Origin of the sequence: Candidatus Chromulinivorax destructor (assembly GCF_003366055.1) — a bacterium.
In the GTDB taxonomy this organism is placed as follows: Bacteria; Babelota; Babeliae; order Babelales; family Chromulinivoraceae; genus Chromulinivorax; species Chromulinivorax destructor.
The window spans coordinates 300575-323530 of record NZ_CP025544.1; the positions used below are offsets into that span (position 1 = coordinate 300575).

General features: G+C 33.2%; 24 protein-coding genes and 3 tRNA genes. 5 read left to right on the forward strand and 22 right to left on the reverse strand.

Features of this window, described 5'->3' with window-relative positions; all coding sequences use genetic code 11:
• The 11 genes from pgsA to C0J27_RS01475 form a co-directional block, all read right to left on the reverse strand.
• Positions 1–576 (reverse strand): CDP-diacylglycerol--glycerol-3-phosphate 3-phosphatidyltransferase, encoded by a 576-nt coding sequence (pgsA, locus tag C0J27_RS01425; RefSeq protein ID WP_115585422.1) that lies wholly within the window; start codon positions 574–576, stop codon positions 1–3.
• A 97-nt stretch (positions 577–673) separates the two neighbouring features.
• Positions 674–750, reverse strand: a tRNA-Met gene (locus C0J27_RS01430).
• Positions 751–784: 34 nt separating this feature from the next.
• Complete coding sequence (secD, locus tag C0J27_RS01435; RefSeq protein WP_162801721.1) at positions 785–2344, reverse strand: protein translocase subunit SecD; 1560 nt, start codon at positions 2342–2344, stop codon at positions 785–787.
• 36 nt (positions 2345–2380) lie between these two features.
• A tRNA-Leu gene (locus tag C0J27_RS01440) sits at positions 2381–2467 on the reverse strand.
• An 81-nt stretch (positions 2468–2548) separates the two neighbouring features.
• Positions 2549–3865, reverse strand: a complete 1317-nt coding sequence (locus C0J27_RS01445; protein WP_162801722.1) for a hypothetical protein — start codon at positions 3863–3865, stop codon at positions 2549–2551.
• 25 nt (positions 3866–3890) lie between these two features.
• Positions 3891–4352, reverse strand: coding sequence for a pyridoxamine 5'-phosphate oxidase family protein (locus tag C0J27_RS01450; protein ID WP_115585425.1), 462 nt, complete (start codon positions 4350–4352; stop codon positions 3891–3893).
• 46 nt (positions 4353–4398) lie between these two features.
• Complete coding sequence (gene hemW, locus C0J27_RS01455) at positions 4399–5553, reverse strand: radical SAM family heme chaperone HemW (protein WP_162801723.1); 1155 nt, start codon at positions 5551–5553, stop codon at positions 4399–4401.
• 1 nt (position 5554) lies between these two features.
• Positions 5555–6052, reverse strand: coding sequence for a hypothetical protein (locus C0J27_RS01460; RefSeq protein ID WP_115585427.1), 498 nt, complete (start codon positions 6050–6052; stop codon positions 5555–5557).
• Positions 6049–6861 carry a DUF58 domain-containing protein gene (locus C0J27_RS01465; RefSeq protein WP_162801724.1) on the reverse strand — a complete coding sequence of 271 codons (813 nt, stop codon included), beginning with the start codon at positions 6859–6861 and terminating at the stop codon, positions 6049–6051. The genes C0J27_RS01460 and C0J27_RS01465 overlap by 4 nt, the downstream gene beginning before the upstream one ends.
• A 59-nt stretch (positions 6862–6920) precedes the next feature.
• On the reverse strand, positions 6921–8159 hold the full coding sequence (gene serS / locus C0J27_RS01470; protein ID WP_162801725.1) for a serine--tRNA ligase: 1239 nt from the start codon (positions 8157–8159) through the stop codon (positions 6921–6923).
• Between the two features lie 151 nt (positions 8160–8310).
• Positions 8311–8595, reverse strand: coding sequence for an HU family DNA-binding protein (locus tag C0J27_RS01475; RefSeq protein ID WP_115585430.1), 285 nt, complete (start codon positions 8593–8595; stop codon positions 8311–8313).
• 257 nt (positions 8596–8852) lie between these two features.
• On the opposite strand from C0J27_RS01475, the gene C0J27_RS01480 reads away from it, so the two are divergent.
• From C0J27_RS01480 to C0J27_RS01500, 5 genes are all read left to right on the forward strand, one after another.
• Complete coding sequence (locus C0J27_RS01480; protein WP_115585431.1) at positions 8853–9689, forward strand: TatD family hydrolase; 837 nt, start codon at positions 8853–8855, stop codon at positions 9687–9689.
• A gap of 58 nt (positions 9690–9747) precedes the next feature.
• Positions 9748–11157, forward strand: a complete 1410-nt coding sequence (locus tag C0J27_RS01485; protein WP_115585432.1) for a sodium/proline symporter — start codon at positions 9748–9750, stop codon at positions 11155–11157.
• Positions 11154–11615 carry an ankyrin repeat domain-containing protein gene (locus tag C0J27_RS01490; protein ID WP_115585433.1) on the forward strand — a complete coding sequence of 154 codons (462 nt, stop codon included), beginning with the start codon at positions 11154–11156 and terminating at the stop codon, positions 11613–11615. The genes C0J27_RS01485 and C0J27_RS01490 overlap by 4 nt, the downstream gene beginning before the upstream one ends.
• A gap of 209 nt (positions 11616–11824) precedes the next feature.
• Positions 11825–12742, forward strand: coding sequence for an ankyrin repeat domain-containing protein (locus C0J27_RS01495; protein ID WP_115585434.1), 918 nt, complete (start codon positions 11825–11827; stop codon positions 12740–12742).
• A 94-nt stretch (positions 12743–12836) separates the two neighbouring features.
• Entirely contained in the window at positions 12837–13169 is a 333-nt protein-coding gene (locus C0J27_RS01500; protein ID WP_115585435.1) for a hypothetical protein, read from the forward strand.
• 62 nt (positions 13170–13231) lie between these two features.
• Here the strand turns inward: C0J27_RS01500 and C0J27_RS01505 are convergent, their stop codons facing one another.
• The 11 genes from C0J27_RS01505 to C0J27_RS01555 form a co-directional block, all read right to left on the reverse strand.
• Positions 13232–14146 carry a DMT family transporter gene (locus C0J27_RS01505; RefSeq protein ID WP_115585436.1) on the reverse strand — a complete coding sequence of 305 codons (915 nt, stop codon included), beginning with the start codon at positions 14144–14146 and terminating at the stop codon, positions 13232–13234.
• A 334-nt stretch (positions 14147–14480) separates the two neighbouring features.
• The gene (locus tag C0J27_RS01510; RefSeq protein ID WP_115585437.1) at positions 14481–14951 is read right to left on the reverse strand and encodes a metal-dependent hydrolase; all 471 of its coding nucleotides are present in this window, start codon (positions 14949–14951) and stop codon (positions 14481–14483) included.
• Positions 14952–14974: 23 nt separating this feature from the next.
• On the reverse strand, positions 14975–16555 hold the full coding sequence (locus C0J27_RS01515) for a SpoIID/LytB domain-containing protein (protein WP_115585438.1): 1581 nt from the start codon (positions 16553–16555) through the stop codon (positions 14975–14977).
• Positions 16539–17048, reverse strand: a complete 510-nt coding sequence (locus tag C0J27_RS01520; protein WP_115585439.1) for a ribonuclease HI family protein — start codon at positions 17046–17048, stop codon at positions 16539–16541. The genes C0J27_RS01515 and C0J27_RS01520 overlap by 17 nt, the downstream gene beginning before the upstream one ends.
• A gap of 23 nt (positions 17049–17071) precedes the next feature.
• A complete protein-coding gene (locus C0J27_RS01525) occupies positions 17072–17770 on the reverse strand; it encodes a zinc ribbon domain-containing protein (RefSeq protein ID WP_162801726.1) in 699 nt (232 codons plus the stop codon).
• A gap of 170 nt (positions 17771–17940) precedes the next feature.
• Positions 17941–18017, reverse strand: a tRNA-Ile gene (locus tag C0J27_RS01530).
• A 201-nt stretch (positions 18018–18218) separates the two neighbouring features.
• On the reverse strand, positions 18219–18998 hold the full coding sequence (locus C0J27_RS01535; RefSeq protein WP_115585441.1) for a hypothetical protein: 780 nt from the start codon (positions 18996–18998) through the stop codon (positions 18219–18221).
• A gap of 133 nt (positions 18999–19131) precedes the next feature.
• A complete protein-coding gene (locus tag C0J27_RS01540; protein WP_115585442.1) occupies positions 19132–19635 on the reverse strand; it encodes a hypothetical protein in 504 nt (167 codons plus the stop codon).
• 33 nt (positions 19636–19668) lie between these two features.
• Positions 19669–20676 carry a type I glyceraldehyde-3-phosphate dehydrogenase gene (locus C0J27_RS01545; protein WP_252120579.1) on the reverse strand — a complete coding sequence of 336 codons (1008 nt, stop codon included), beginning with the start codon at positions 20674–20676 and terminating at the stop codon, positions 19669–19671.
• The gene (locus C0J27_RS01550) at positions 20673–21509 is read right to left on the reverse strand and encodes a deoxyribonuclease IV (protein ID WP_115585444.1); all 837 of its coding nucleotides are present in this window, start codon (positions 21507–21509) and stop codon (positions 20673–20675) included. Before C0J27_RS01550 ends, C0J27_RS01545 begins: the two co-directional genes overlap by 4 nt.
• Positions 21506–22882 (reverse strand): phosphomannomutase/phosphoglucomutase, encoded by a 1377-nt coding sequence (locus C0J27_RS01555; RefSeq protein ID WP_162801727.1) that lies wholly within the window; start codon positions 22880–22882, stop codon positions 21506–21508. Before C0J27_RS01555 ends, C0J27_RS01550 begins: the two co-directional genes overlap by 4 nt.
• Between the last annotated feature and the right edge of the window lie 74 nt (positions 22883–22956).

Genomic DNA, 22956 nt, shown 5'->3' on the forward strand with positions numbered 1-22956 from the left:
CTACTTTTTAAATTGAAAATACAACTTGCTGACATAATCGAGAGCTGAACCCCAAGAAATTATAACACTTGCGCATAATAATAGTATCTGGATACTTTGACGTGCGCTCTGTTGAACTGCATAGCATGGGCTGATAATAAGCCAAACAATCAACATAATGTGAAAAGCTGTTTTTATTTTACCCCATGAAGATACTTTGATTTTCATGTTGTGCTCTAATGCTATTTCACGCAAACTCATCATAAAAAATTCTCGACCAATTAAGGCAATAACCCACCAATACGAAATCTTACCAACGGCAAGCAAAGCTATAAGTGCTGAAAATACTAAAAATTTATCTGCGATATGATCCAGTGCTGCACCAATTTGAGTTTCTTGTCCATACTTACGCGCAATAAAACCATCAAGAAAATCGGTAAGACCGAAGAATAAAAACAAAATTGCTATGGCAACATTACAAGTCAAGTTATTGTAAGAACTATACTGCACAATGCAGTATGGAATTATAACAGGTGCACCAATAAGACGAAATAACGTAAGATAGGTAGATAATGTGATTTTTTTTTGATTTTGCATAGATCACAATCGATTGAGAAGTATCAATTATTTATAAGAAACTGTTTTAAATACCAAAAAGCTCCTTCTGATATAAACCAGAAGGAGCTTTTTAATTTGGTGGCTACACAGGGATTCGAACCCCGGACCTACGGATTATGATTCCGTCGCTCTAACCAACTGAGCTATGTAGCCATGAATTTTCAATTTTCTAAAAACTAGTATATCACTAAATACTTAATTTGGAAACATGAAATGTAGATAAATAAAATTTAAATACAGATTTCAAGAAAAACAAGCCAGTAATCAATGTTGAAACAATACCAATCATCATCGTAACAGCAAATCCTTGAATTGGACCAGTTCCAAAATAGAACAACACCGCTGCAACAATAAATGTTGTAATGTTTGCATCTAAAATAACAACCATCGCATCTGAAAAACCTTCTTGCACAGATTGTGAAACTGAAAGTCCACGAGCTAAGCAATCTTTGATTTGTTCGTAAATTAAAATTGAAGCATCAATCGCCATACCAACAGTTAAAATCATCCCAGCAATACCAGGTAATGTTAACGTTGCTTTAACAAATGACATACATAATAAAATTAAGATTAAATTATATACTAACGCTAAAATTGCAAAGAACCCAGACAAACGATAGAAGTAAATTCCAAAGATGAGTAATAATAATAACCCAATTACACAAGAAATCAAGCCATTATGTACAGATTCTTGTCCTAATGTTGGTCCGATTTCACGTTCTTCAATAAAATTAACTTTTGCTTTAAATGCACCTGACTTTAAAACTCGTGCAAGTCCATTTGCTTCATCAGCTTGAAAACCACCTGAAATTGATCCGACTTTGCCAATTGCTGATTTAATAACAGCAACCTGTACAACTTCATCATCAAGAACAATTGCCATTTGTTTGCCAATATTGCGACTTGTTAATTCATGAAAACGTTTTCCGCCTTCATCATCAAATTCAAACTGAACTGTCAAATCTGTTCCAAAATCACCACCAAAAGTAACTCGCGCTTGTTTAAAATATTTTCCTGAAACAGGTGTATATTCTGGAACAAGATAGTATACTTTATGCCCATTTTTATTTGCTTTACCAGCAACAATCATCGTGCCTTCTGGCAATTCTTGATCATACTTATCAAATAATTCTTCGCGACTTGCAGCAGCATCTTCAACAAGTTTAAATTCCATAACCGCAGACTTACCGATCATCATTTTTGCTTGCTGAGGATCACGCACATCAGGTAATTCAACAACAATAAAACGATCTCCTTGTTTACTGATATGAATTTCAGCAACACTCATACCATCAAGGCGACGGCTTAAGATTTCGATATTTGAATCAACAGCTTGTGAAAGCAGCTGGCTTAAATATTGAGGTGAGACCGTAACGTGCAAATCTGAATTCGTTACTGAATAGATAAGATTTTTATCTTGTGAACGAAGTAAAACTTCAGCTTCATGCGCTTTTGCTTTTGACATGAATTTAAAGTGTAAACTGTTGTCAACAAAAACAGGCTTTGCTTCAAGCTCTATATTTGCATGCTTAAGTGATGATTCAAATGACTTTATTTTATCACTTAGTTCATTGCGAACCACATCATTTTTTTGAACTTCAAGAGTAATGTAACTACCCCCAACAAGATCAATACCAAATTTTAAAGAATTTTTTCCGTAGAATCCAAAATAAGCTACCGTTATCGCAGCAAATAAGATCCAACCCATAAAGTTTGAGATAAAAAACCGTCTCATTGTCACGTTCATGAAAACTCTCCTAAGAATATCATAATGTAGAAACATTGGTGCCGAAGGAGGGACTCGAACCCCCACAAGATTTCTCTCTCAGCCACCTCAAGGCTGCGTGTCTACCAGTTTCACCACTTCGGCTAAAATTCTATTATCTGTTGATGATTATCATATCAAAACGAATTTTTTTCGCAATCAAAAACAATGCTATTTCATAACAAATTAAAGTTGTATACCCTCATCAGCTGCTTGTGGAGTTACAATTGCATCAACATGAGAGCTATTTTCAGCATGATCAACGTTATCAACTTGAACTAATTCAGACTTGTCGTCTGCATGAGCTTGAGATGAAATCGCCTCATCTTGTGCTGCATGTATATGTTCTGATTCAACTGTTGATGAAATAGTATCTGTAGTTTTTTTAGATTCTACAGTTTCTTTTGTCAGAGAGTTTGAAATCAAATAAGTTATATAAAAATATGAATGTACAAAAAAGTCACTTACGCGTACAAATATTTCTTGTACTGACGTGACAGCATGAGCTATAAAATTATACGCTATAAACGACCATGAAGCTTCTTGTTTTTTCTTTAAAGCTAAAGCTTTTCTTGCTGCTATAGCATCTTCTCTTTCTCGTTCTTCTTCTAACGCTTTTTCTACAGCTATAGCATTGGATGTTTTTTCACGTTCTTGCAATTGAGCGACATCATTGGCTTGCTCAGTTTTCATAATATTAGATAAATCAATACCTTTTTGTTTGAGCTGCTCAATTGATTGATTAATGCTTGCAATAATAGAATCAATTTTTGCAACAAGCGTATTATGAAGATATGGCAACAATGATGAACTTAAGTACGTACTTTTTTGCTGAATATTTTCTTTAAAATTCTGCATTTCATAGTAAAGATTACGAGCTTTTTTATCATCAATTTCTTTACCAATTAATTTAAATGTTGCCCATGCTTTTGCTTCATAATCACGACATTCATCAATTGTTTTAAATGCTTGCATTAATGCTTGATCTATTTTTATATCAACAACATTAATTAATTTAATGTTTTTTCCCAGTTGATCAATTGATGCAAGCTCTTGTTTAATTGAATTTTGCAAAGCTCGTTCTTCTTGGGTCAAATCACCTTTAAGCTTTTGTTCAAATTCAAGAGCAACTAAAATTTCTTTAAATTTATCATCAAGTTGCTCTTTATCAAAATAAACAGCTTCATAAAACGAATCTATGGTATGCCCTACAGCATTAACTTCATTAGAAAATTGTATGCGCATATCGACAACACGATTTACTAACAGTAAAATGTCATCAAAAGCGTTTTGTGCTTGTTCAAACCAAATACGTTTTTCAAGCCAATTTCCACTTCCATCAACATCAATGGTATCAAGGTTAGATTCATGAATAGTTTCATCTTTATGCAAAGTCGCATCATGTTTCAATTGATCTTCTGGCATAGATAGTTGACCCAACTCTAATTGCCCATACATAGTTGCTGCTTGCAAAAATACGCATATCATTATCAATCGCTTCATGAAAACTCCCTTAGAACATAAAAATTTACATCGTTTTTGTAATTTCTTTCAACTCGTTGAATAATCCATTCAACAACTCTTCAGCTTCCCAGGAAGTATAGCTCCACTGTACGCCAGAATCAACTTTTGTTAAAACAGATCGATCACTTTTGATATCAATAATGTCAACGCGTACAACGTTCATTAATGGATGAACCATAGACGGGGCACGAACAACACCAACTCGTCCTAGAATACTATACGCAACGTTACCTGCAGCTAAAAAAGAGATCATTACTTTTTTTTGCCATACCATGTTGTGATAGCCTTGATGATCTTTGTGAATTGTTAACAAGATACTCTCTTGTCCTTTTGGATACATACATTGCAGTGGTGTTGTATGCGGCAATCCTTTTTCAGAGAATGTCGCTAACACAGCTACAGCTTTACCACTTTTTAACAATTCAATTAAATCTTCAGGAAGTTTAACCCCTACATGCTTCGCCATAAGCACCCTTAAATTTTATAAATAAAAAATATCTCTAACCCCATACCTACTCAGGAAATAAATTAACCGCTACTTCATTCTCAAGAATAAAGCCTTGCGGTGTCAAAAACAACCTTCCTGCTTCCTGTCGTACAAATCCTTTTGCCTCAAGCCAATCTGCTCTTTCTTTAAAATGCTGTTGCTGGGGCAAACTAAAATCTTGTATAACATCTGCAATATTAATGCCTTGAGCTTGTCGCAGCCCAAGCATAATTTTTTCCATACTAATTTGAGCCGGTGTGATTTCTTCAACATCATGAATCAGATCATTTTTGTCAAGCACCGCCTGAAAATAGTTTCTTAAATTTTTATTATTTTGAAATCTATACTGCCCATTAAAAGAACACGCCCCAAGACCAAAACCTTTATACCCTTTTCGTTCCCAATAAGCTGTATTATGTTTTGACTCAAAGCCTTTTTTTGCAAAATTTGAAAGTTCATATCGATGAAAACCGTGCTGTTCTAAAACATCAACCGTCCAATAGTACAGATCAACAATTTCATCATCTGGTGGCAATACAACACTTTTTTGCTTAATTTTAAAATATAATGGAGTTTTTTCATGTACCATTAAAAAATAGACGGAAATATGTTTTATTGGCCATGTCATTGCCTGTAAGATCATTGCTTTCCATTCTTCAGCACTCACTCCTGGCAAGCCAACAATAAAATCTACTGAAACATTTTCAAATAATGGTTCTGTTTTTTGTAATAAATTTATAACATCTATTTTAGTCTGATGTCTATTTAATCCTTGCAAAACAGTATCTTTTAAGCTCTGTACGCCAATACTTAGTCGATTAATTCCAATACTTTTCCAGACTTCTAAAGCACCTTGCTCAACAGTCCCAGGATTTACTTCCAAAGTAACCTCAGTAGACTCATCAAAAGATATAGTTTCTTTTAGTATAGCAAACATGTCAAGTATGAGTGGTAAAGGATACGTACTTGGCGTTCCGCCACCAATATATAATGTTTTCAATGGAGCTTGTGCATCGTATAAATCTTTAAAATCTTGTATTTCTTTACACAAAGACTCATGATACTGTTGCATAAAACTTTCATGCGATGCAATAGCAACAAAATCACAAAAATTACATTTATAAGGGCAAAAAGGCCAATGAACATACAGATGTTCTAAATTTTTAAAATAATATGACAATCTATGCTTCCTTGGTGCTATGAATAAATGCTTGTACTAATTCGATATTTTTTCTTACTTGCTCAGTTGTTGCAATTTGATGCTCAAACTTAATTTGATTGATATGAGCACATATTTGCTCTAAAATTGTAATTTGTTGTGCTGACAAATGAGCCTGAGACCACAATAAAAGTTCATGATCAGTTAAACCTATAACCGATATTTTATAATGGTACGTGATATACTCTTTTATAATCTGACTGATTTCAAAATAAGCTTGTTTGCTATCATGTTCATTTTTAATAACAAGGCTATTAATATGAGCAATCTTGTTTTGTATAATAACTAACGGATCAATAACTTTTACTTTATTATAAAATGTTACATATATAAAATATAACACACAACTCATAAAAATACTTAATAATAGAATTAAAAGTATAATAAACCATGTCTGGCTCAAGAGTGGTTCATACCAAATATCATAAATATCAAATATTTGCTCACTATTTTCATTCATCGTTGTATCATTCTTCGTTTAAAAAATAAAATAAAAGTTTTTATAAAATCTTCATCTGTTTTGATATCAAGAACATCAACGTCATGTTGTCTGAATAATGTTGTCTGATCTTGCAAACGTTCATCAAGAATATATTGTAAATTTCTAGCACCACTTTTTGATAGGTCCAATAAGGTTATCTCATGAGTTTCAGGATCTTGCCCCCACACATAACCTGCTTTTGGTAGATGTCGCTCAACTTCATCAAGACATCGTACTGCAATGACTTCTCTTTGGGCAACAACATACTTTAAGGATTGCTCAAAGTTATCACCTATAAAATCTGAAATCACAAAGACTGCTGCATCTTTTTTAAAAGATTCAACTAAATACAAAAATAATACATTAAAATCTGTTTGTTTCTGTACAGGTGTATACGAAAATACAACTTCTAAAAGGTTCATAAGATGAGTATACCCACGTGAAGGCGGGACGACTTTTTCAACAACATCAGAAAACAAAATTAATCCAACATTATCTTGCTCTGCATTTGCTATTAACGCAAGAGCTGCAGTCATTTGTTGCATGATATCAGATTTTAAAAGTTGCTGTGAACCAAAAAATGTTGACGCTGAGACATCAAGACAAATCATAATAGTTCTATTTTTTTCATCTAAATATTGCCGAACTAATAATTTACCAGCTCGCGCACTACTATTCCAATCAACAAATCGAATATCATCTCCATATTCATAAGCTCTAATTTGATCAAACTCAAATCCAGAACCTTTTTGTTTAACAACATAACCACCCGCAGAGCTCCCATTCATCACTCTGCGGGTTTTGATTTTAATATCTTTAATTTTTTTTAAAATCTCAGGCAAAACCATTATTCAAATAACCCTTGTTCTTTGATAACAGCTGGTAATTCAATTGAACCATCTGCTTGTTGATACGTTTCCATTAAAGCAACCATTAATCGTGGTAATGCCAAAGATGAAGCGTTCAGTGTATGTGCATGTACCGTTTTACCGCCTTTAAATTCACGGTAACGAATTCCACCACGACGAGCTTGAAATGCATGACAATTACTTGCAGAAGATACTTCATAATAAGCTTTTTGGCCAGGCATCCACACTTCAATATCATATGTTTTAACTGACTGGAATGATGTATCTTGTGCTGCTAACAATGAAACTCTGTAATGAAGTCCAAGCATTTGCAAAATATTTTCTGCTGCTGCAACCATTTTTTCAAGTTCTTTTGCAGATTCTTCAGGTGTTACAATTGAGTATAATTCTAATTTTTCAAATTCATGGATTCTAATTAAACCACGCTCAGCGCTGCCATAGCCACCAGCTTCACGACGGAAACAACTTGTCCAAGCTGTCATGCGAACTGGTAATTGAGCTCGATCCAAAATCATATCACGATACATATTTGTCAAGTTGACTTCTGAAGTTGGTGACAAATATAAATCTTCATTTTCAACTTTATACACACCATCAGCAAATTTAGGTAATTGTCCTGCAGCTTCTAATGATTTTGTATTAACTAAATATGGTGGTAATATCGGAGTAAAACCATGTTTAATATTATTTTTTAACATAAGCATGGTTAAAGAATATAACAATTTAACCGCATCGCCTTTGTATAAAGCAAAGTTACTTCCTGTCATACGAGCTGCTGCTTCAAAGTCAAACCAACCTAAATTATTACCTAACTCAACGTGGCTTTGTGGCTCAAAATCAAATGTTGGTTTTGCACCAATTTCTCGTACAACAACGTTTGCTTCTTTGTTACCAGTTGGAACATCTTCTTCAGCTGGATTTGGACATGATGCATATAAATTTTTAAATTCAGCTTCAGCAAGTGCAAGCTCTTGTTCTTTTTGTTTTAAAATTTTACTAATTTCAATAGATCGTGATCTTATTTCATCGGTAACTTGTTGTTTAGCTTGCGATGCAAGCTTATTTTTTTCTTCTCGTAAAGCATCTACTTCAGTAGAAATAGCACGAAAAGCTTTATCTGCATCAAGCAAAGCCTGGATGTTAAAGCGAGGATCTTTTTTTTCAATACGAGCAACTATGTTATGCTCATTATTTCTAAGCTGCGCTAAATCAATCATGTAAAACTCCAAAAAACTAAGAACAAGTTATGAACGAACACCAATTTTATTTTAGTATATCATAAAAATTAAGGTCGTAACAGATACCTGCAACGACCTTATAATGAATAAATCTCTTATCGCCTAAGGTAAAACCTTACGTTACTTACTATTATAAGTGAGCTGAACGAACGATTTCTCTAAGATTTTTGCCTGCTTTAAATTTAGGAACTGTTACTTTAGGAATATCAATTTTTTCTTTAGTAGCAGGGTTAATACCTTTACGAGCAGGGCGCTCAGAAATTAAGAATGAACCAAAGCCAGTGATTGAAACTTTTTTACCTTGTTTCAATGCTCTTTCAACGATTCTTGTTAATGCGTCTAAAACACGAGAAACGTCTTTTTTGCTAAAAGTTGTTTCTTCGCTCAGTGCATTGATTAAATCAGTTTTGTTCATCTATGCCTCCAAAAAAAGTTAAATATAGTTATTACGCTGCTTATTTTACCTGGCAAGATTTATAAACCTTGCTGTATCAAAGAGTAATTTTATTTACTCATTTGTCAAATTCATTCTGTATTTTTTGCATAAAAGACGACAACCTTGGGCAAATACCATGTCTAAGGCTTTATTTCTTTATTATTGTTCTCCATGATTTTTTTTGATATTTTAGTAAAAACTCACAATGAGCTTTGCAACTTTAAAAAGGTATTTTTATGCTTATAGATACTCACTGTCATATTAACATTATGCTACGTGGATACAAGACCAAATCAGCTTATACAAAGCTTACACCTGAAGAAATAATTCAAGCAAATGCCATTGTTCAACAAGCATTTGACAACGACACGACATGCATCATCAATGTTGGCACTGATCTGATCGAAAGCACAACATGCGTAGAAATTGCACAAATGTATGAAAATTGCTTTGCAATTGTCGGAATTCATCCAAATGATCTAACTGATAGCTGGAAAGATGAATTTGCCCACATTCAGTCGCTTGTCAAAAATAGCCATGAAAATAAAATTATTGGCATCGGTGAGTGCGGTATCGATATGCATTATGAAGGCTATAACTTAGCTAGGCAACAAGATGCTTTTAAGGCTCATATTGAGCTTGCACTTGAACATAATCTTGCTCTTTCTATCCATTCTCGCGATGCTGCAGAAGAAACGTTTAAAATTATTGATGAATATGCAAAAGAATCAAATTTTAAAGGCATTATGCATTGCTATGCATACGACCAAGGATACGCACAACAAGCAATCGACTTCAATCTTGTTTTAGGCATTGGTGCAACCCTGACCTACCCTAAAAATGAAGTATTGCGTTCTATTGTTAAATCTGTACAACTTGAACAGATAGTTTTAGAAACTGACGCACCTTTTTTACCTCCTCAAATTATGCGTGGAAAACAAAACAGCCCTGCAAATATAAAAATAGTGGCTGAATATATTGCGCAATTAAGACAAACATCGTATGAAAACGTTGCAAACACAACAACTACGACAGTAAAAAAATTATTCAACTTGTCACAAAAACTTGCATAAGAAAGCTATTTTGCCTATTCTAAGCAGTAATAAGCTTTTAAAAAATTAAGGATTTATCGTGTTTTCATCAATGATCGAAGCTTTTATTGTCTATTTTTCACTTTTGCTTGGAGTCGGACTGTATTTTTATCATAAAAATAAATCACAAGAAGATTTTGCTCTTGGCGGAAGAAAATTAAATTATTGGGTTACCGCAATCTCAGCACAAGCAAGCGATATGAGCGATTGGTTATTTATGGGTTTTCCTGGTGCAATTTATGCTCACGGACTCATCGATATATGGACAGCTGTTGGCCTTGTGTTTTTTATGTTTTTAACCTGGCACTACATTGCGCCAAAATTTAGAACTGCAACTGAACATACCAATAGCCAAACACTTCCATCGTTTTTACAAACAAAATTTCATGGAACAAACAACGCGATTCGTATAATTGGTGGATTACTTGGGTTATATTTTTTCATATTTTATATTGCAGCAAATCTTGTCGGATTAGGTAAAATATTTGAAACCGCATTTAACATTAATTACCATTATGGAATCCTTATAGGTCTTGTAATTACGCTGACGTACACGCTACTTGGTGGTTTAATGGCGATTGCATGGAGCAATCTATTTCAAGGGCTTTTTTTACTTGTTGTTATACTCATTGTGCCATTTTATGCGATGCATCAATGTGGTGGTTTGCATGCAATCATAGATAATTTATTGCACAACCAAAGTCCCAGTTTTTTATCAATACTTTCCACAGATACGAATCTTTTAATTTCAATCTTTTTTAGCGCAACTGCATGGGGTCTTGGCTATTTTGGGCAACCACATATACTGATGAACTTCATGAGTATTGATGATGTATCAAAAATGAAAAAAGCTAAATATGTTGGCTTAAGCTGGCAAATTCTTGTCTTGACTGCAGCTGCTTTAGTAGGGCTTGTTGGCAAAGTATTTGTACAACCTGCGCTTGCTAACCCAGAACTTGTTTTTGTCGTTATGGTACAAACAATGTTTACGCCATTTTTTGCAGGTCTTATTTTATGCGCTATTTTAGCAGCAACAATTTCAACTATAACATCTCTCTCAATTGTTTCAGCATCCATTATTGGGCATGATTTATACTACCCTTGCATACAAAGAAAAGTATCTGCCCATGAAAAATTACTCTTTACTCGGGCTGCAATTTTTATTATTCCGGTTATCTCTTTGCTTGCAGTATTTTATAATACAAGCTCGGTTTTTAAGCTTGTGCATTACGCATGGTCTGGTTTAGGTTGTACCTTTGGACCGCTTGTTATTCTTTCGCTCTACAGTAAATTTGTAACCCCTCAAGGTGCGTTAGCTGGCTTAATTGCTGGTGGCTTAACAGGTATATTTTGGCCAGTCACAAGCTCAATTCCAACACTTGTTATTGGATTTAGTATAAATTTTATCGCAACATATATCGTTTCTAAATTAACAAAGGATCATGCATGAAACTAATTATATCGGCATGTATTTTAATGTTGTATTGTCTCAATTTTAGTGCACTTACTGCACAAGAAGAAGGCTATGAATCTATCTCTTTAACAGCAGATGATCATGCAGGACTCATCTTGCTAAATCAAAATTTTGTACAAGCTGCAAAAAATAATGATACGACCCAAGCTGAGCAGCTTATAACACAAGGCGTTGATATTAATTATCAAGATGAACTTGGAAATACTGCGGCTCATTATGCATGGTCTGCAGATACTAAATTTTATAGTTGTTATAATGAAATCAGAGGAATGTTATTCATTGCTCAAGCACGGCTTGATATTCCTAATCATGAAAATAAAACGGCCCAAGATTATTTAAACGAAATTAAACTACCCTTTACCAATATGAACAGTGATGAATTGATGAATTATATAGTCGATAGCCTGAGTAAAAAAAACAGTAGCTCAATTTAATATCAACTTATTAAAAATACTACAACTCATCCATAACTTGCAAATTTAATGCGTCATACAAGCTTTACACACGATCAACTTCATGAGCTGACTGTAGCATTGCATGCTAATAAGCTTGCAGAATATAGGTAAAAATATAGAAATCAATCATAAATTTAAAAATTTAAAAGAATAATTAATAACAATCATTTTCAGATTCAAAAAACAATATGTATAAAACAAATATCACTTTTTTTGCTTTTTTTTTAGCATTAACTTTTCATGTAAAAAGCTCGGTTAACACATCAAATGTTCAATATAAAGACTCAACTTTCTTTTTACTAGCACGCAACAAGGCAATGATTGAAAGAATGTTTTTATCAGGTGATGTAGAAAAAATGAATGAAGCCTTAAACGAGAACGTAGATATTAATTGTACAGATGAACATGGCAATAATGCTTTACATATAGTTGCTTACCAAGAAAATTTTGGGTTACTCAACAGTCTTCTTAATCTTCAAGTCAATTCGTCACAAATAAATAAAGATAACTTTACCTATGAAAACATCATACATATACATATGTTTTTAACAGCAAAAATAAAAGAAGATGATATACATAGTTTTAATTCTCAATACGGCAATCATATCAACGGTGATAATTTTACTAAAAATTATCACCGTTATAAAAACTATGTTGATAAAAATAAAAATACAGCATTACATAATGCTGCTTATTTATGCAAACGTGACCTTATTGATAAATTTCTTAAAATTGGAGTTAATCCATCTAGAAAAAATAATAATAATCAAACGTATAAAGATTTACTCAAAAATATAGATGATTTTTTATCTTTTGATAAAAATAAAGTTAAGAAAGCTTTACAGGCTAACGTCTGGATAGATAGCTTTGATAAACATGGCAATACAGTTTTACATTTAGCAGCATACAAAAACACTCCATTTCAAGAATTTGAAAATATATACGGTGGCTTAGCAATAAGCATTAATGCAAGGAATCATAGTGGACTAACGCAGGCAATGATTCTAGAACAAAATAAAAGAACTGGATGTATTGATATAACTGATGAAGCTTATTTTAAAAGAATTGAAGAATATAACGAACGCCTGAAAATGATTGAAGGATAAAAATTAAATTATCTATTCAAAGTTCATTGAGTTTTGTATGATTGAGAAAATATAAATTTAATCATGCACAACTCAATACAAAGGACGGGATGATATGAAAATATCTTATCACAAGTTATTTATCATGATTCTTTGCATATCTCAATCAATTTCAGCCGTTATACTGCATAACAATTCAAATAAGTTAATACGCTATAATATTTTCAAAAAAAACTTTGTACAAAAAGGTTATAACATTGATCCTTTGCCAAAAAGCTTTGGTAAGATTCAAGCTCAATCATCTAAGAAAATAAAAGAGCTTGATCTGCAACATGATTACATCGTAACTTTTTATGATGTGTATAATTGTAATAATAATAAAGTTTTTGAAATAAGTGGCAGTACACAAGAATTAAGTTTTGAAATCGATCAATTTAAAATCGATTAAGCAGTTGCTTAAAAATAAAAAAGGGAGTCATCTAAACTCCCTTTTTTTCATATACAATAATTTTATTTTGTAATATACCCCTGACGCAATTCTTCCTGATAAAAAATCATAAGGCCAGTAAATACACATACCACGGACATAATAAAATAGCCCGAAATCGATTCGCCTAAAAATAGTATCCCAAATAAGGCAGCAAATAAACTTGCGGTAAAACTGAAAAATGCAATCAATGTTGTCGTATACTTAGTGAGCAAATACGCATTTAAATTATTTGCAATAACATGCTTAAATAAAGCTATTAAAAGAGCAACCTGTATAAAGCTATACATCATACCAGGTTGTACAAATGGCTGAGACTCAAAGCACAGCGCATGTAAAAAACAAAGTAAACTGCCCGATGTCATCGTAATCCCATTGAGTAAAAATGCAGAAAATGATTTTTGTTTAAGCAGCAACCGCATGATCGTCCACCCTAAAATAGAAACAATTGCAGCGCCAAGCATTGCTACATCAGCTAAAGAAAAGAATCCAATTTTCATCGTCGTATCAACTACGCTGCCAGGTTCCATGAATATAGGTAGAAAACCTAAAAAACCCAAACTTAATCCAAGCCATTTTTGCCATGTCATGTATTCTGAAAATAAGAAATACGCAAATAAGGCAGAAAAAAATGGTGATAGATTATAGAAAAATGCTGCTTTACCAACTGATAAATATTGTAAACCCCATACTTCAAGAATATTACACAGATAAATATTGGTAAAACTTAAACATCCAATTAATATCCATTGCTTTTTGGTAATTGAAGAAATATCAGTCCGTCGATAATAAAATTGTTTATAAATACATAATGAAATAATTCCTCCTATCAACATTCGTACCCCAGTCATAAACACTGGCTGGCTAAAATTCATTCCTATTTTAGTAAACAGAAATGTAGATGCGTATAAAAGATTAAGTAAAATAAGTAAAAACATATTTTTTCCTTTGTAAAATAATCGTTGAAAGAATTTTTATATCATATGTAATCTATAACGTCATTTATAGAATCGTGAGAAAGACTCCTTATAATTAAAAAAATAAACAGCTTTGTTAAACTTAGTATACAGCACCATAAACATATTTGGTCGTATAAACCAATTTTTTAAAGTAATATTATGGACCGTATTTTTTATAAAAATATAAAAAACATTAAGATCTTGCTGTGTAAACCAAATTTAAAAATAGTTTACAATCCTACGATATCGCTCATCTCCTGAAATATTGGTAGCATTTGAGTAGATATGCATAGGCAGTATCGTGTTTTTTATTTTATTTACGAATAAACCAATATTTCAAACGAGTAGTAACTCGATCTAATAGTACGTGAGACAAAGCCCCTGCAAGAAAAAATAGCGCATTTTTAAGCGCCCATGTAGAATTTTTTGCATGAAAACTATCAATAATAATTCCCATAACGAGAGAAAGTAGCATTAAAAACCAAATTTTATGAAATATACCACGATGCTTAACCAGTAAAGGTGTAAATACTGCTAAGCTCAATCCTATAAACAAATCAATGCGATTATAATATAAAAAACAACACAGCGTCATAAAAGCGCAGACGTAAAATAAATTTTGCCCTTTGCTCTTGATGTCAACATCTGGAAACAATGATCCTAATAAACAAAATACAAATCCCTGCATCAACATAAAAACTGTTGGTTGAAACGATTTAATACATTGTAATATTATAAGGTACGTCGCGCAACCACCTACTAAATGAGTTTTGTATCCAGGCATAGAATATCCTTATTTACATAAACCTAACGGGATAACGATAGTTGCATAAAGTGAGTCCCCGGATAATAAAATTCTAAAATAGCTTTATAATTCCAGTTATCTTCAACCATTCCTAAAGAACCCCATTGGCATAGACCCATATGATGCCCATATCCTTTACCCTGAAAAATATATCCTCTACCCTTCTTTTTAATGGTATAACAAAAACTTTTAATAGAAGAAAAGAGTGAGTACATTTTTTTGCCAGAGATAACTATTTTTTTATTAGGAGCAATAACCATCACTTCTTTTACAAGACCTGCAGGGTCTCTATCGATAACTTTGATGTCTTTAATTTCATGTAAATCAGGATGATCTTTTCGTAAGACTTCAGTAATTTCTAACTTTGACAACTCTTTTTTCCAACTATAAATCCATGATTTTTTGCAGTACGTACACGGTTTTGTTCGCGCTAAGTAAGGATGTTTTTTAGTATCAAATCCTTCTATTTTTGCAGGAATGACACCACCGCAACACGAATCAAACATTGCAACAATTGGCTCACCATCATGAGCTACAAAAACATTTCGAGTTTCATCGACAGCCTGCTTTAACTTAGTAAACTTATGATGCCCTTTGTAGGTCTGATGCTTAATCGTATTAACAATATGATATGGTCGTTTACATTTATTTGCTTGTAACACTTTTTCTACTAAATAAGTTCGACTTGCTACAACGAGTGCTTTATTAACTTCCATAGGCCATCCCGGCCAACCTTCAGAAAAAACTACTGATAAAAGATAATCATCGATATCAAGACTATTTATTAAAAGAATATCATTTCCTTGTCGAATCAGATAAAAATTACCTACATACTTATTTTTATTAAAAGTCAGACAACTTGCATCTTCTTTTATAGCCTGGTAAATAATTTTATGCGGCAGTTGTAAAAGATATTTTTTAAGAAATTCTGCAAGAACTTCATCTAAAATTTTTACAAAAAAATCTGTTCGTATTTTTTCAGATGTTTGCAATTGTTTCATAAACTGCTTTGATATTTTTTGTTCAGCAATAGCGCTCGTTAATAATTCTTTTAACTGCTCTTTTAATTGCTCTCTTGAACTGTCAACTAATGATTCATACGAAACTGCAGGATACTCAACTGATTCAATAAATGATGTTAAACAATTATTAATACACTGCTGCATCACATCATAAAAAGGGGCATAATCTCTAAAATGGCGATCTATAACAAGCTTTTCATACAATTTATTTAAACGCTCCATCTGCTCATGACAACTGTCTTGATTTGTTTTTAACCATTGCACAATAAATTGATCAATTTTTTTTTGATGATGACTGCTGAGAGTTGGCGATATTTGAATCCATTCATCCGTAATAACAGTATCGTTTATAACAATCGAATCAGCAGTACATACAATCGATACAGATCCTGTGAAAGGCTTGTCAATACCAGAAACCATAACACCATGAGGACTTGAAATCTTGATATCGTGCTTATTTTGATCACGAAGAGAGTATCTTTGCAATAAAACCCGAACATCAAAAGCTGTAATAGATGATGAGATGCCTACCAAAAGGCATATATTAAATAGTAATTTCATGATCTTTTAAACAATCTAAAAATTCTTGAGGTAAGGATATTTTCTTCTCAACGCCACGATTTGCCATCTCGTCTGCAAGCTTATTGTATTCACGCAATACATGCTCTACTCTAAACGTATAACCACGCAACCACAAAGCTGATAGATCTTTGAGTTGACGTAATCCAGCATCTTTAACTTTATAGATGCCAGTCATTTGACGAACCAATAACTGCGAATCTGAAATAATTGTTAATAATTCAGTTTTTTTAATATATTTTTTAGCAAAAAAAATTCCCAAGACTAATGCGTAGTATTCAGCTTGGTTATTAGTTTTTATGCCTAAATAAAAACCTTGGCGACAAATAATTTCTTTATTTTTAAATAAAACAAATCCGGAAGCAGCAGGCCCCGGATTATTTTTTGATGCACCATCAATAAATAGGCGCCATGAAACAACTTGTTCTTCTTGTTTTTCAACGTGAGGAGTATCCCACAAACTCATTTGTTTCATAATAAATCCCTACCGATGGTATATTATTGCGTATACAATAAACGATAACAATCTCGACACTGTACTAATTTGTTTTGGCGTAAAGCCTGTAAATCTTTTGTCGTTACGCTATAAAAGCAAGCGTCACACGCATCACCAACAACAGGAACAACTGGGTTTGCAACACGGCCTTTCATGTTGTTATACATTTCAAGCCATTCTTGAGGAACTGGTTGCTGCTTAAGTTCTCGTTGGGACAAAATTTCATCTAATTGCGTTGTTAATTGAGATATTTGTGTCTGATTTTCAGCAATATCTTGACCTAATTTGCCAAGTAATTCTTCATGAGATGCAGCTTTTACTTCATAACTTTTTTGCATTACATCATGTTTATTCCATAATGCAAGCAAATCTTGCTCATGGTATAAACGTTTTTCATGCAAAGCTTCAAGTTCTTTTTGAAGCGATCTGTACTCTTTTTGATTTGATAGAGAATTTATTTTATCTTTTAATTCAAGCTCTTTAGACTCTAAGACTTTCATGTAAAGCTCTTTTTCATCAACAGCTTTACGTGCTTGATCTTTTGCATTTTTGACGTCAAGAAGATCAGCGTCTAAGCTTTTGATATCATCAAGAAGAGACTTTCCTGCTTCTTGCATTTTTTTAATATCGTGCTCAATTTTAACAAGACTCTGATCGAAAGTTACTAAATCAATAAATTTTTGAAATTCAATACTTCTCACGGGATGTCCTTTGTCAAAATAAAAAAATAATGGATAGATGAGCTTATTATGTAAAGCTCCAGACATTTTCAAACTATAACGACTTTACAGTGACTGACTATATTTTTCTAAGAATTTTACGTATAAAATTTTAAATTTTTGACTACGTCAAACATCACCATCGTATAATCTGGTGGGCCCACCAGGACTTGAACCTGGGACCTCTCGGTTATGAGCCGATTGCTCTAACCAACTGAGCTATGGGCCCGCAAACAGAATTACATTAAAAATTTATTAAAATATTTTAATGTTACATAATCGTAAAACATTTTTTTATTTTTGCCAAGTAAAAACGCATATTTTCTGGAATAGATCAAAACAAAAAAGCAGTAAAAGTATTGTAAGCTTTTGAGCACAACACTTTTTACTGCTTATATTTTAAAAATTATCTTACAATCTATGTAATTAATTACTCAGGCATTGCTGAAAATTTAACTCCATCAGTACTCAATGATAAAGATAAACAACCAACTCCTAAACTAAACCCAATAGACCCCATTACTGTACATTCATCTCCATAGTTATTTGCATTACCATATCGTAAACCATGATTCATAGCTCCAGCACCTGCAGCTATTAAAACTGCTGATGCAACTGCAAATCTTCCATCTACACCTTTTGTCAATGCCCAATTTTGCCATGTAGGATTTAACTTATAATTACTGTTAATAATTGCATTATTACAATGCTTAAGAGCTTTATCCGTAGCCGGTGAAATTTTATCTGGATTTGATTGCCAAATTAATTCAGCATCTCTTGTTTTATAAGAATCCAACTTGCGATCAATACGGCGTTCACCATATGTCATTTTTTCTGAAGCTTCATTCTCTTCTAAAGCCTCTAAAAGAGCTATAAAAAAACCAGGACCTTCCGGTTTTTTATTTTTTCGAGCTTCAACTATAGCTTGCCGAGATAAATTCCAAATATCAATCAATTGATTATTACTTAATTCATATTCTTGCTGCACATCTTGCGTTACAATATTTGTTAATTTTGGAAGTTTTTTTGCATCGCTTATCTTAAATGCTGCGCAAAGAGCGTCAAGACCTTCTGGCTTGCAACCTTTTTCAAATGCGCTATTAACAGCTTGCGTAACATGTGGTCCAAGTTTTCTAACTTGATTTTTATCATAAGAAGCTACACTTAGTTGCGAGCTTACTAATAAACCAATAATCCATAATTTTTTCATGATAATGACACCTTATAATATTTGTTACTTATAAATATATTATGCATGAGATAATTTCTGTTGCAACTGCTTGCCATCATATTAATTTTTAAAATAAATGCTTTTTAATATTTGTTTTTTTGTCAAATCAAAACTACACAAGATCATCTCTTGATGAATTATTTTGATTACTATCCTCATGTAAATAAGGTTGATCCAGTAATGGATTTGACAAGGAATCTAAACGTTGCGCTTGATGCTCTTGAGCTAATCTTTGCGCTTCTTTTTGTTCTTGTCCAAGCACCTGAATAGCCTTACAACATGTTACACTTGCAGCAGCCATTAAGAATAAACCACAAGCTCCTGTTACTCGCTTACTTCCTTGCATATTTTGAGTGCTACAAGAATCCCAATCATTGATAGAGCCTTGATCGTCTCTATCATATAGATTATAAGAATATTCATTTATAGCATAGCTTGTTAAGCCTATTGAACCAGCTGCCATTAAACCACTTAACGTAAATAACATAGCAGATGGTTTACAGCAGTTTGTTATACAAGATGATTCTATGTGATTTGTGGGTCTATCTTCAGATTGAGAAGAGCAAAAAGATGCTTGAGAAATAGATAACAAAAACAGTATCAATATTTTTTTCATATGAGAACCTACATAAAATTTACTTTTTTATTTTTATCTTTGAGCAACTAAAAAATCTTTTAAACGGCATGAATAACCATATTCATTATCATACCAACCAAAAACTTTTGCTGTATGACTACCGCAAACATCAGTCAAGAGTTCATCAATAATCACTGAATGAGGATTATTGGTATAATCAATCGAAACAAGTGGCAAGGTTGTACTATCTAAAATATTTTTTAAAGAATTGTCGCGAGCATCACGAAATGCTTGATTAATCGATTCTTTATCAAGTGTATGTAATGAAGTAAATGTTAAATCCACAATCGATATTTTACCAACAGGCACTCGTAAGCTCATGCCCGTAATTTTACCAGTAAGTTGCGGGTACACTTCTTTGATTGCCGATGATGCACCTGTTGAAGTTGGAATCATACTCATGGTTGCTGCACGCGCCTGACGCACATCACGAGCTTCTACATCGAGCAAGACTTGATTGTTGGTATACGAATGAATCGTATTCATCATCGCGCTTTCAACACCAAATTTTTCATGTAAAACTTTAAGCATCGGTGCAAGCGCATTGGTTGTGCAACTAGCAAGTGACACTATATTATGATGAGTTGCATCGTACATGACATCATTAACACCAGGTACAATGGTGACATCAACATCTTTACCTGGGGCTGTAATTAAAACTTTTTTTGCTCCAGATTGAATATGCAAAGAAGCCTTTTCTTTGGTTGTAAAAAAACCAGTTGCTTCAATAACCCAGTCAACATCAAATACATTCCAACCGGCATCAGCTGGATTTAAAACTCCAATGAGTGGAATTTGCAAGCCATCTACAGCAAGAATTCCATTTTTTGATGACACATCGTATGGCAACGTACCCATAAATGAGTCATATTTAAACATATGAGCAACGTTTTCCATAATTGACGGCCCAACGTTAATTGCAACAATTATTAATTGCTTGCGCGCTTGTTCATCCATTAAGTATGATCGTAAAAAAGATCTACCTATTCTTCCAAAGCCATTAATTGCTACACGTATCATAATTCTAAAACTTCCATATCAATAAATTGTTGTATAATGTCATATTCTAATGACTCATCTAAAGCAGGCATCTCAAAAACCACCGGAATTTTATTCAATAATGGGTGGTGTACAAACGTATACAAAGCTGCCATGCCTATTTTTCCATGTCCGGGCACTGCATGAACATCTAAGTATGAACCACAGTTTTTTTTCGTATCATTACAATGCAAAAGTCCAATGTTTTCAATGCCTATTGTTGTAGCTAATAATTTTACAAACACATTAACTTTTTCAGGAGTTGATATATCATACCCAGCAACAAAAGCATGGGCAGTATCGATACAAATTTTTACACGATCAGATGGAGAAATTTTCTTACATAAATCACCAAATTCTTCGATGTTGCTACTAAATGATTTATCTTTATGAGGACTATTTTCCAACACAATAATAATTTTTTTAGTTGCTTGTAATAAAATATCAATCGATTTTGCAATATAATTAACTCGATGGTTTCGAGTCATATCAGTTCCAAACGAACCTGGATGAATCACAATATGGGTAAATTCAAGTTTTTCAGCCAACTCGATTTCTTTTAAAAGACAATGAAAACCTTTACCAGTTACATTAGTAATGTTTGACCAATAAGCGCCATGAACAAAAAGATGCTCGAATTTTTCCCGACGGAGTTGAACAAATCGTTCAATATCTTCATCTGATAGATTTAAAAATTCTCGATTTTCTAACATTAACACCGCTTGGAATGTTTTAATTTGTAATCGCTCGGCTCGTTCAGCCGCATCAAAAATTGATTCTGTTAATCGAATGTGAAGACCAAATCTGTTACTCATAATATGTACTGCTCTAATATTTTGATTTCAATATATGGTTGTAATAATAAAACAAGAAAACGTTTCATCTCTTGTAATTTTATAGGAGATGAAGCTTGGCAACATACAGAAATCATCGGTTGTGTATTTGCAGCTCGAATAAGCGCCCATCCATCTAAAGTTTCAAAGCGAATACCATCAACGGTGGTGATTTTAAATTGTTGATCTGCAATAAGCTGAGTTTTTATTTCTTGAACAACCTGAAATTTATACGTATCAGCGCAAGGAATTCTGATGTCTTTTGTTGAAAAGAGCTCTGGTAATGTTGCGACGAAAGTATCACAATCTGTATTTTTTTGCATCAATATTTCAAAGTAACGAAGCATAGCATAGATGCCATCATCGTACCCATCATGACGATCTTTAAAGAAGAAATGGCCACTTAATTCACCACCAATAACCGCATGGTGCTCATGCATAGCTTGGATAATATTTGCACACCCAGTTGCAGCCAAAATAATTTGAGCTCCTGATGATTGTAAAACTGTTGAAGATTTAATATCTGCAATCACCACCTGCGCTTGCATAGCCTGAGCGAATAATGTTAACAAACGATCTGCAGAGACAAGCCCTTGCGTTGCAGTTATAATGGCAACTCGGTCACAATCTCCATCAAGCCCAACTCCAAAAGATCCTGGGTTTTGATGTAAAGTGTCATATAAAAATGTCATATTCTTCATATCAGTTGGATCTGCAGTATGATTTGGATAGGTTCCATCAACTTCTTTAAATAAAAGTTGGATATTCTTCCAACCCATTTTGTGTATGAGTTTTTCTAAAATAGGTCCTGCTGTTCCATTTCCACAATCAATAAAACAAGGCTGATTAAATTTTTTAAGATGAGAAAATTGTTCAACCAAGGTAGTAACATACATCTCAGTCATCTCTGTAGCATCAAATAAAAGACCTGATGTATCACCTTGCACGATAGTTTTTCTGACAAAAAGCTCATAGATTTGTTGAAGTTTTTCACCCTCAACAGCAACTTTTTGATATGAAATTTTTAACCCATTATAATCAGCTGGATTATGCGAGGCAGTAATCATAAAGCTTGCTTGAACTGGTAATTGATAATGAGCAAATGTCGTAATAGGTGTTGAACAAACTCCCAAATAATAAACATCTACACCTGCCATCTTACATGCTGCTGCAATTTCTTGGTAAATCGCTTGTGAATGAACTCGTCCATCCATACCAAGAACAATCGCTAATAAAGGTCCTTGTTGTTGTAAGTAATGAATGGTTGCATGCGCAAGATAATAAAAATCATCAGGCGAAATTTCTGTTCCTATTTTCCCACGAATATCGTATTGACGAAAGAGTTGTTTTTGCATATTTCCACAGCGAACGTATACTATTGAGACTATAAATTTTAATCTTAAGCTTACCAGTATGTGGCAAAGAAAAC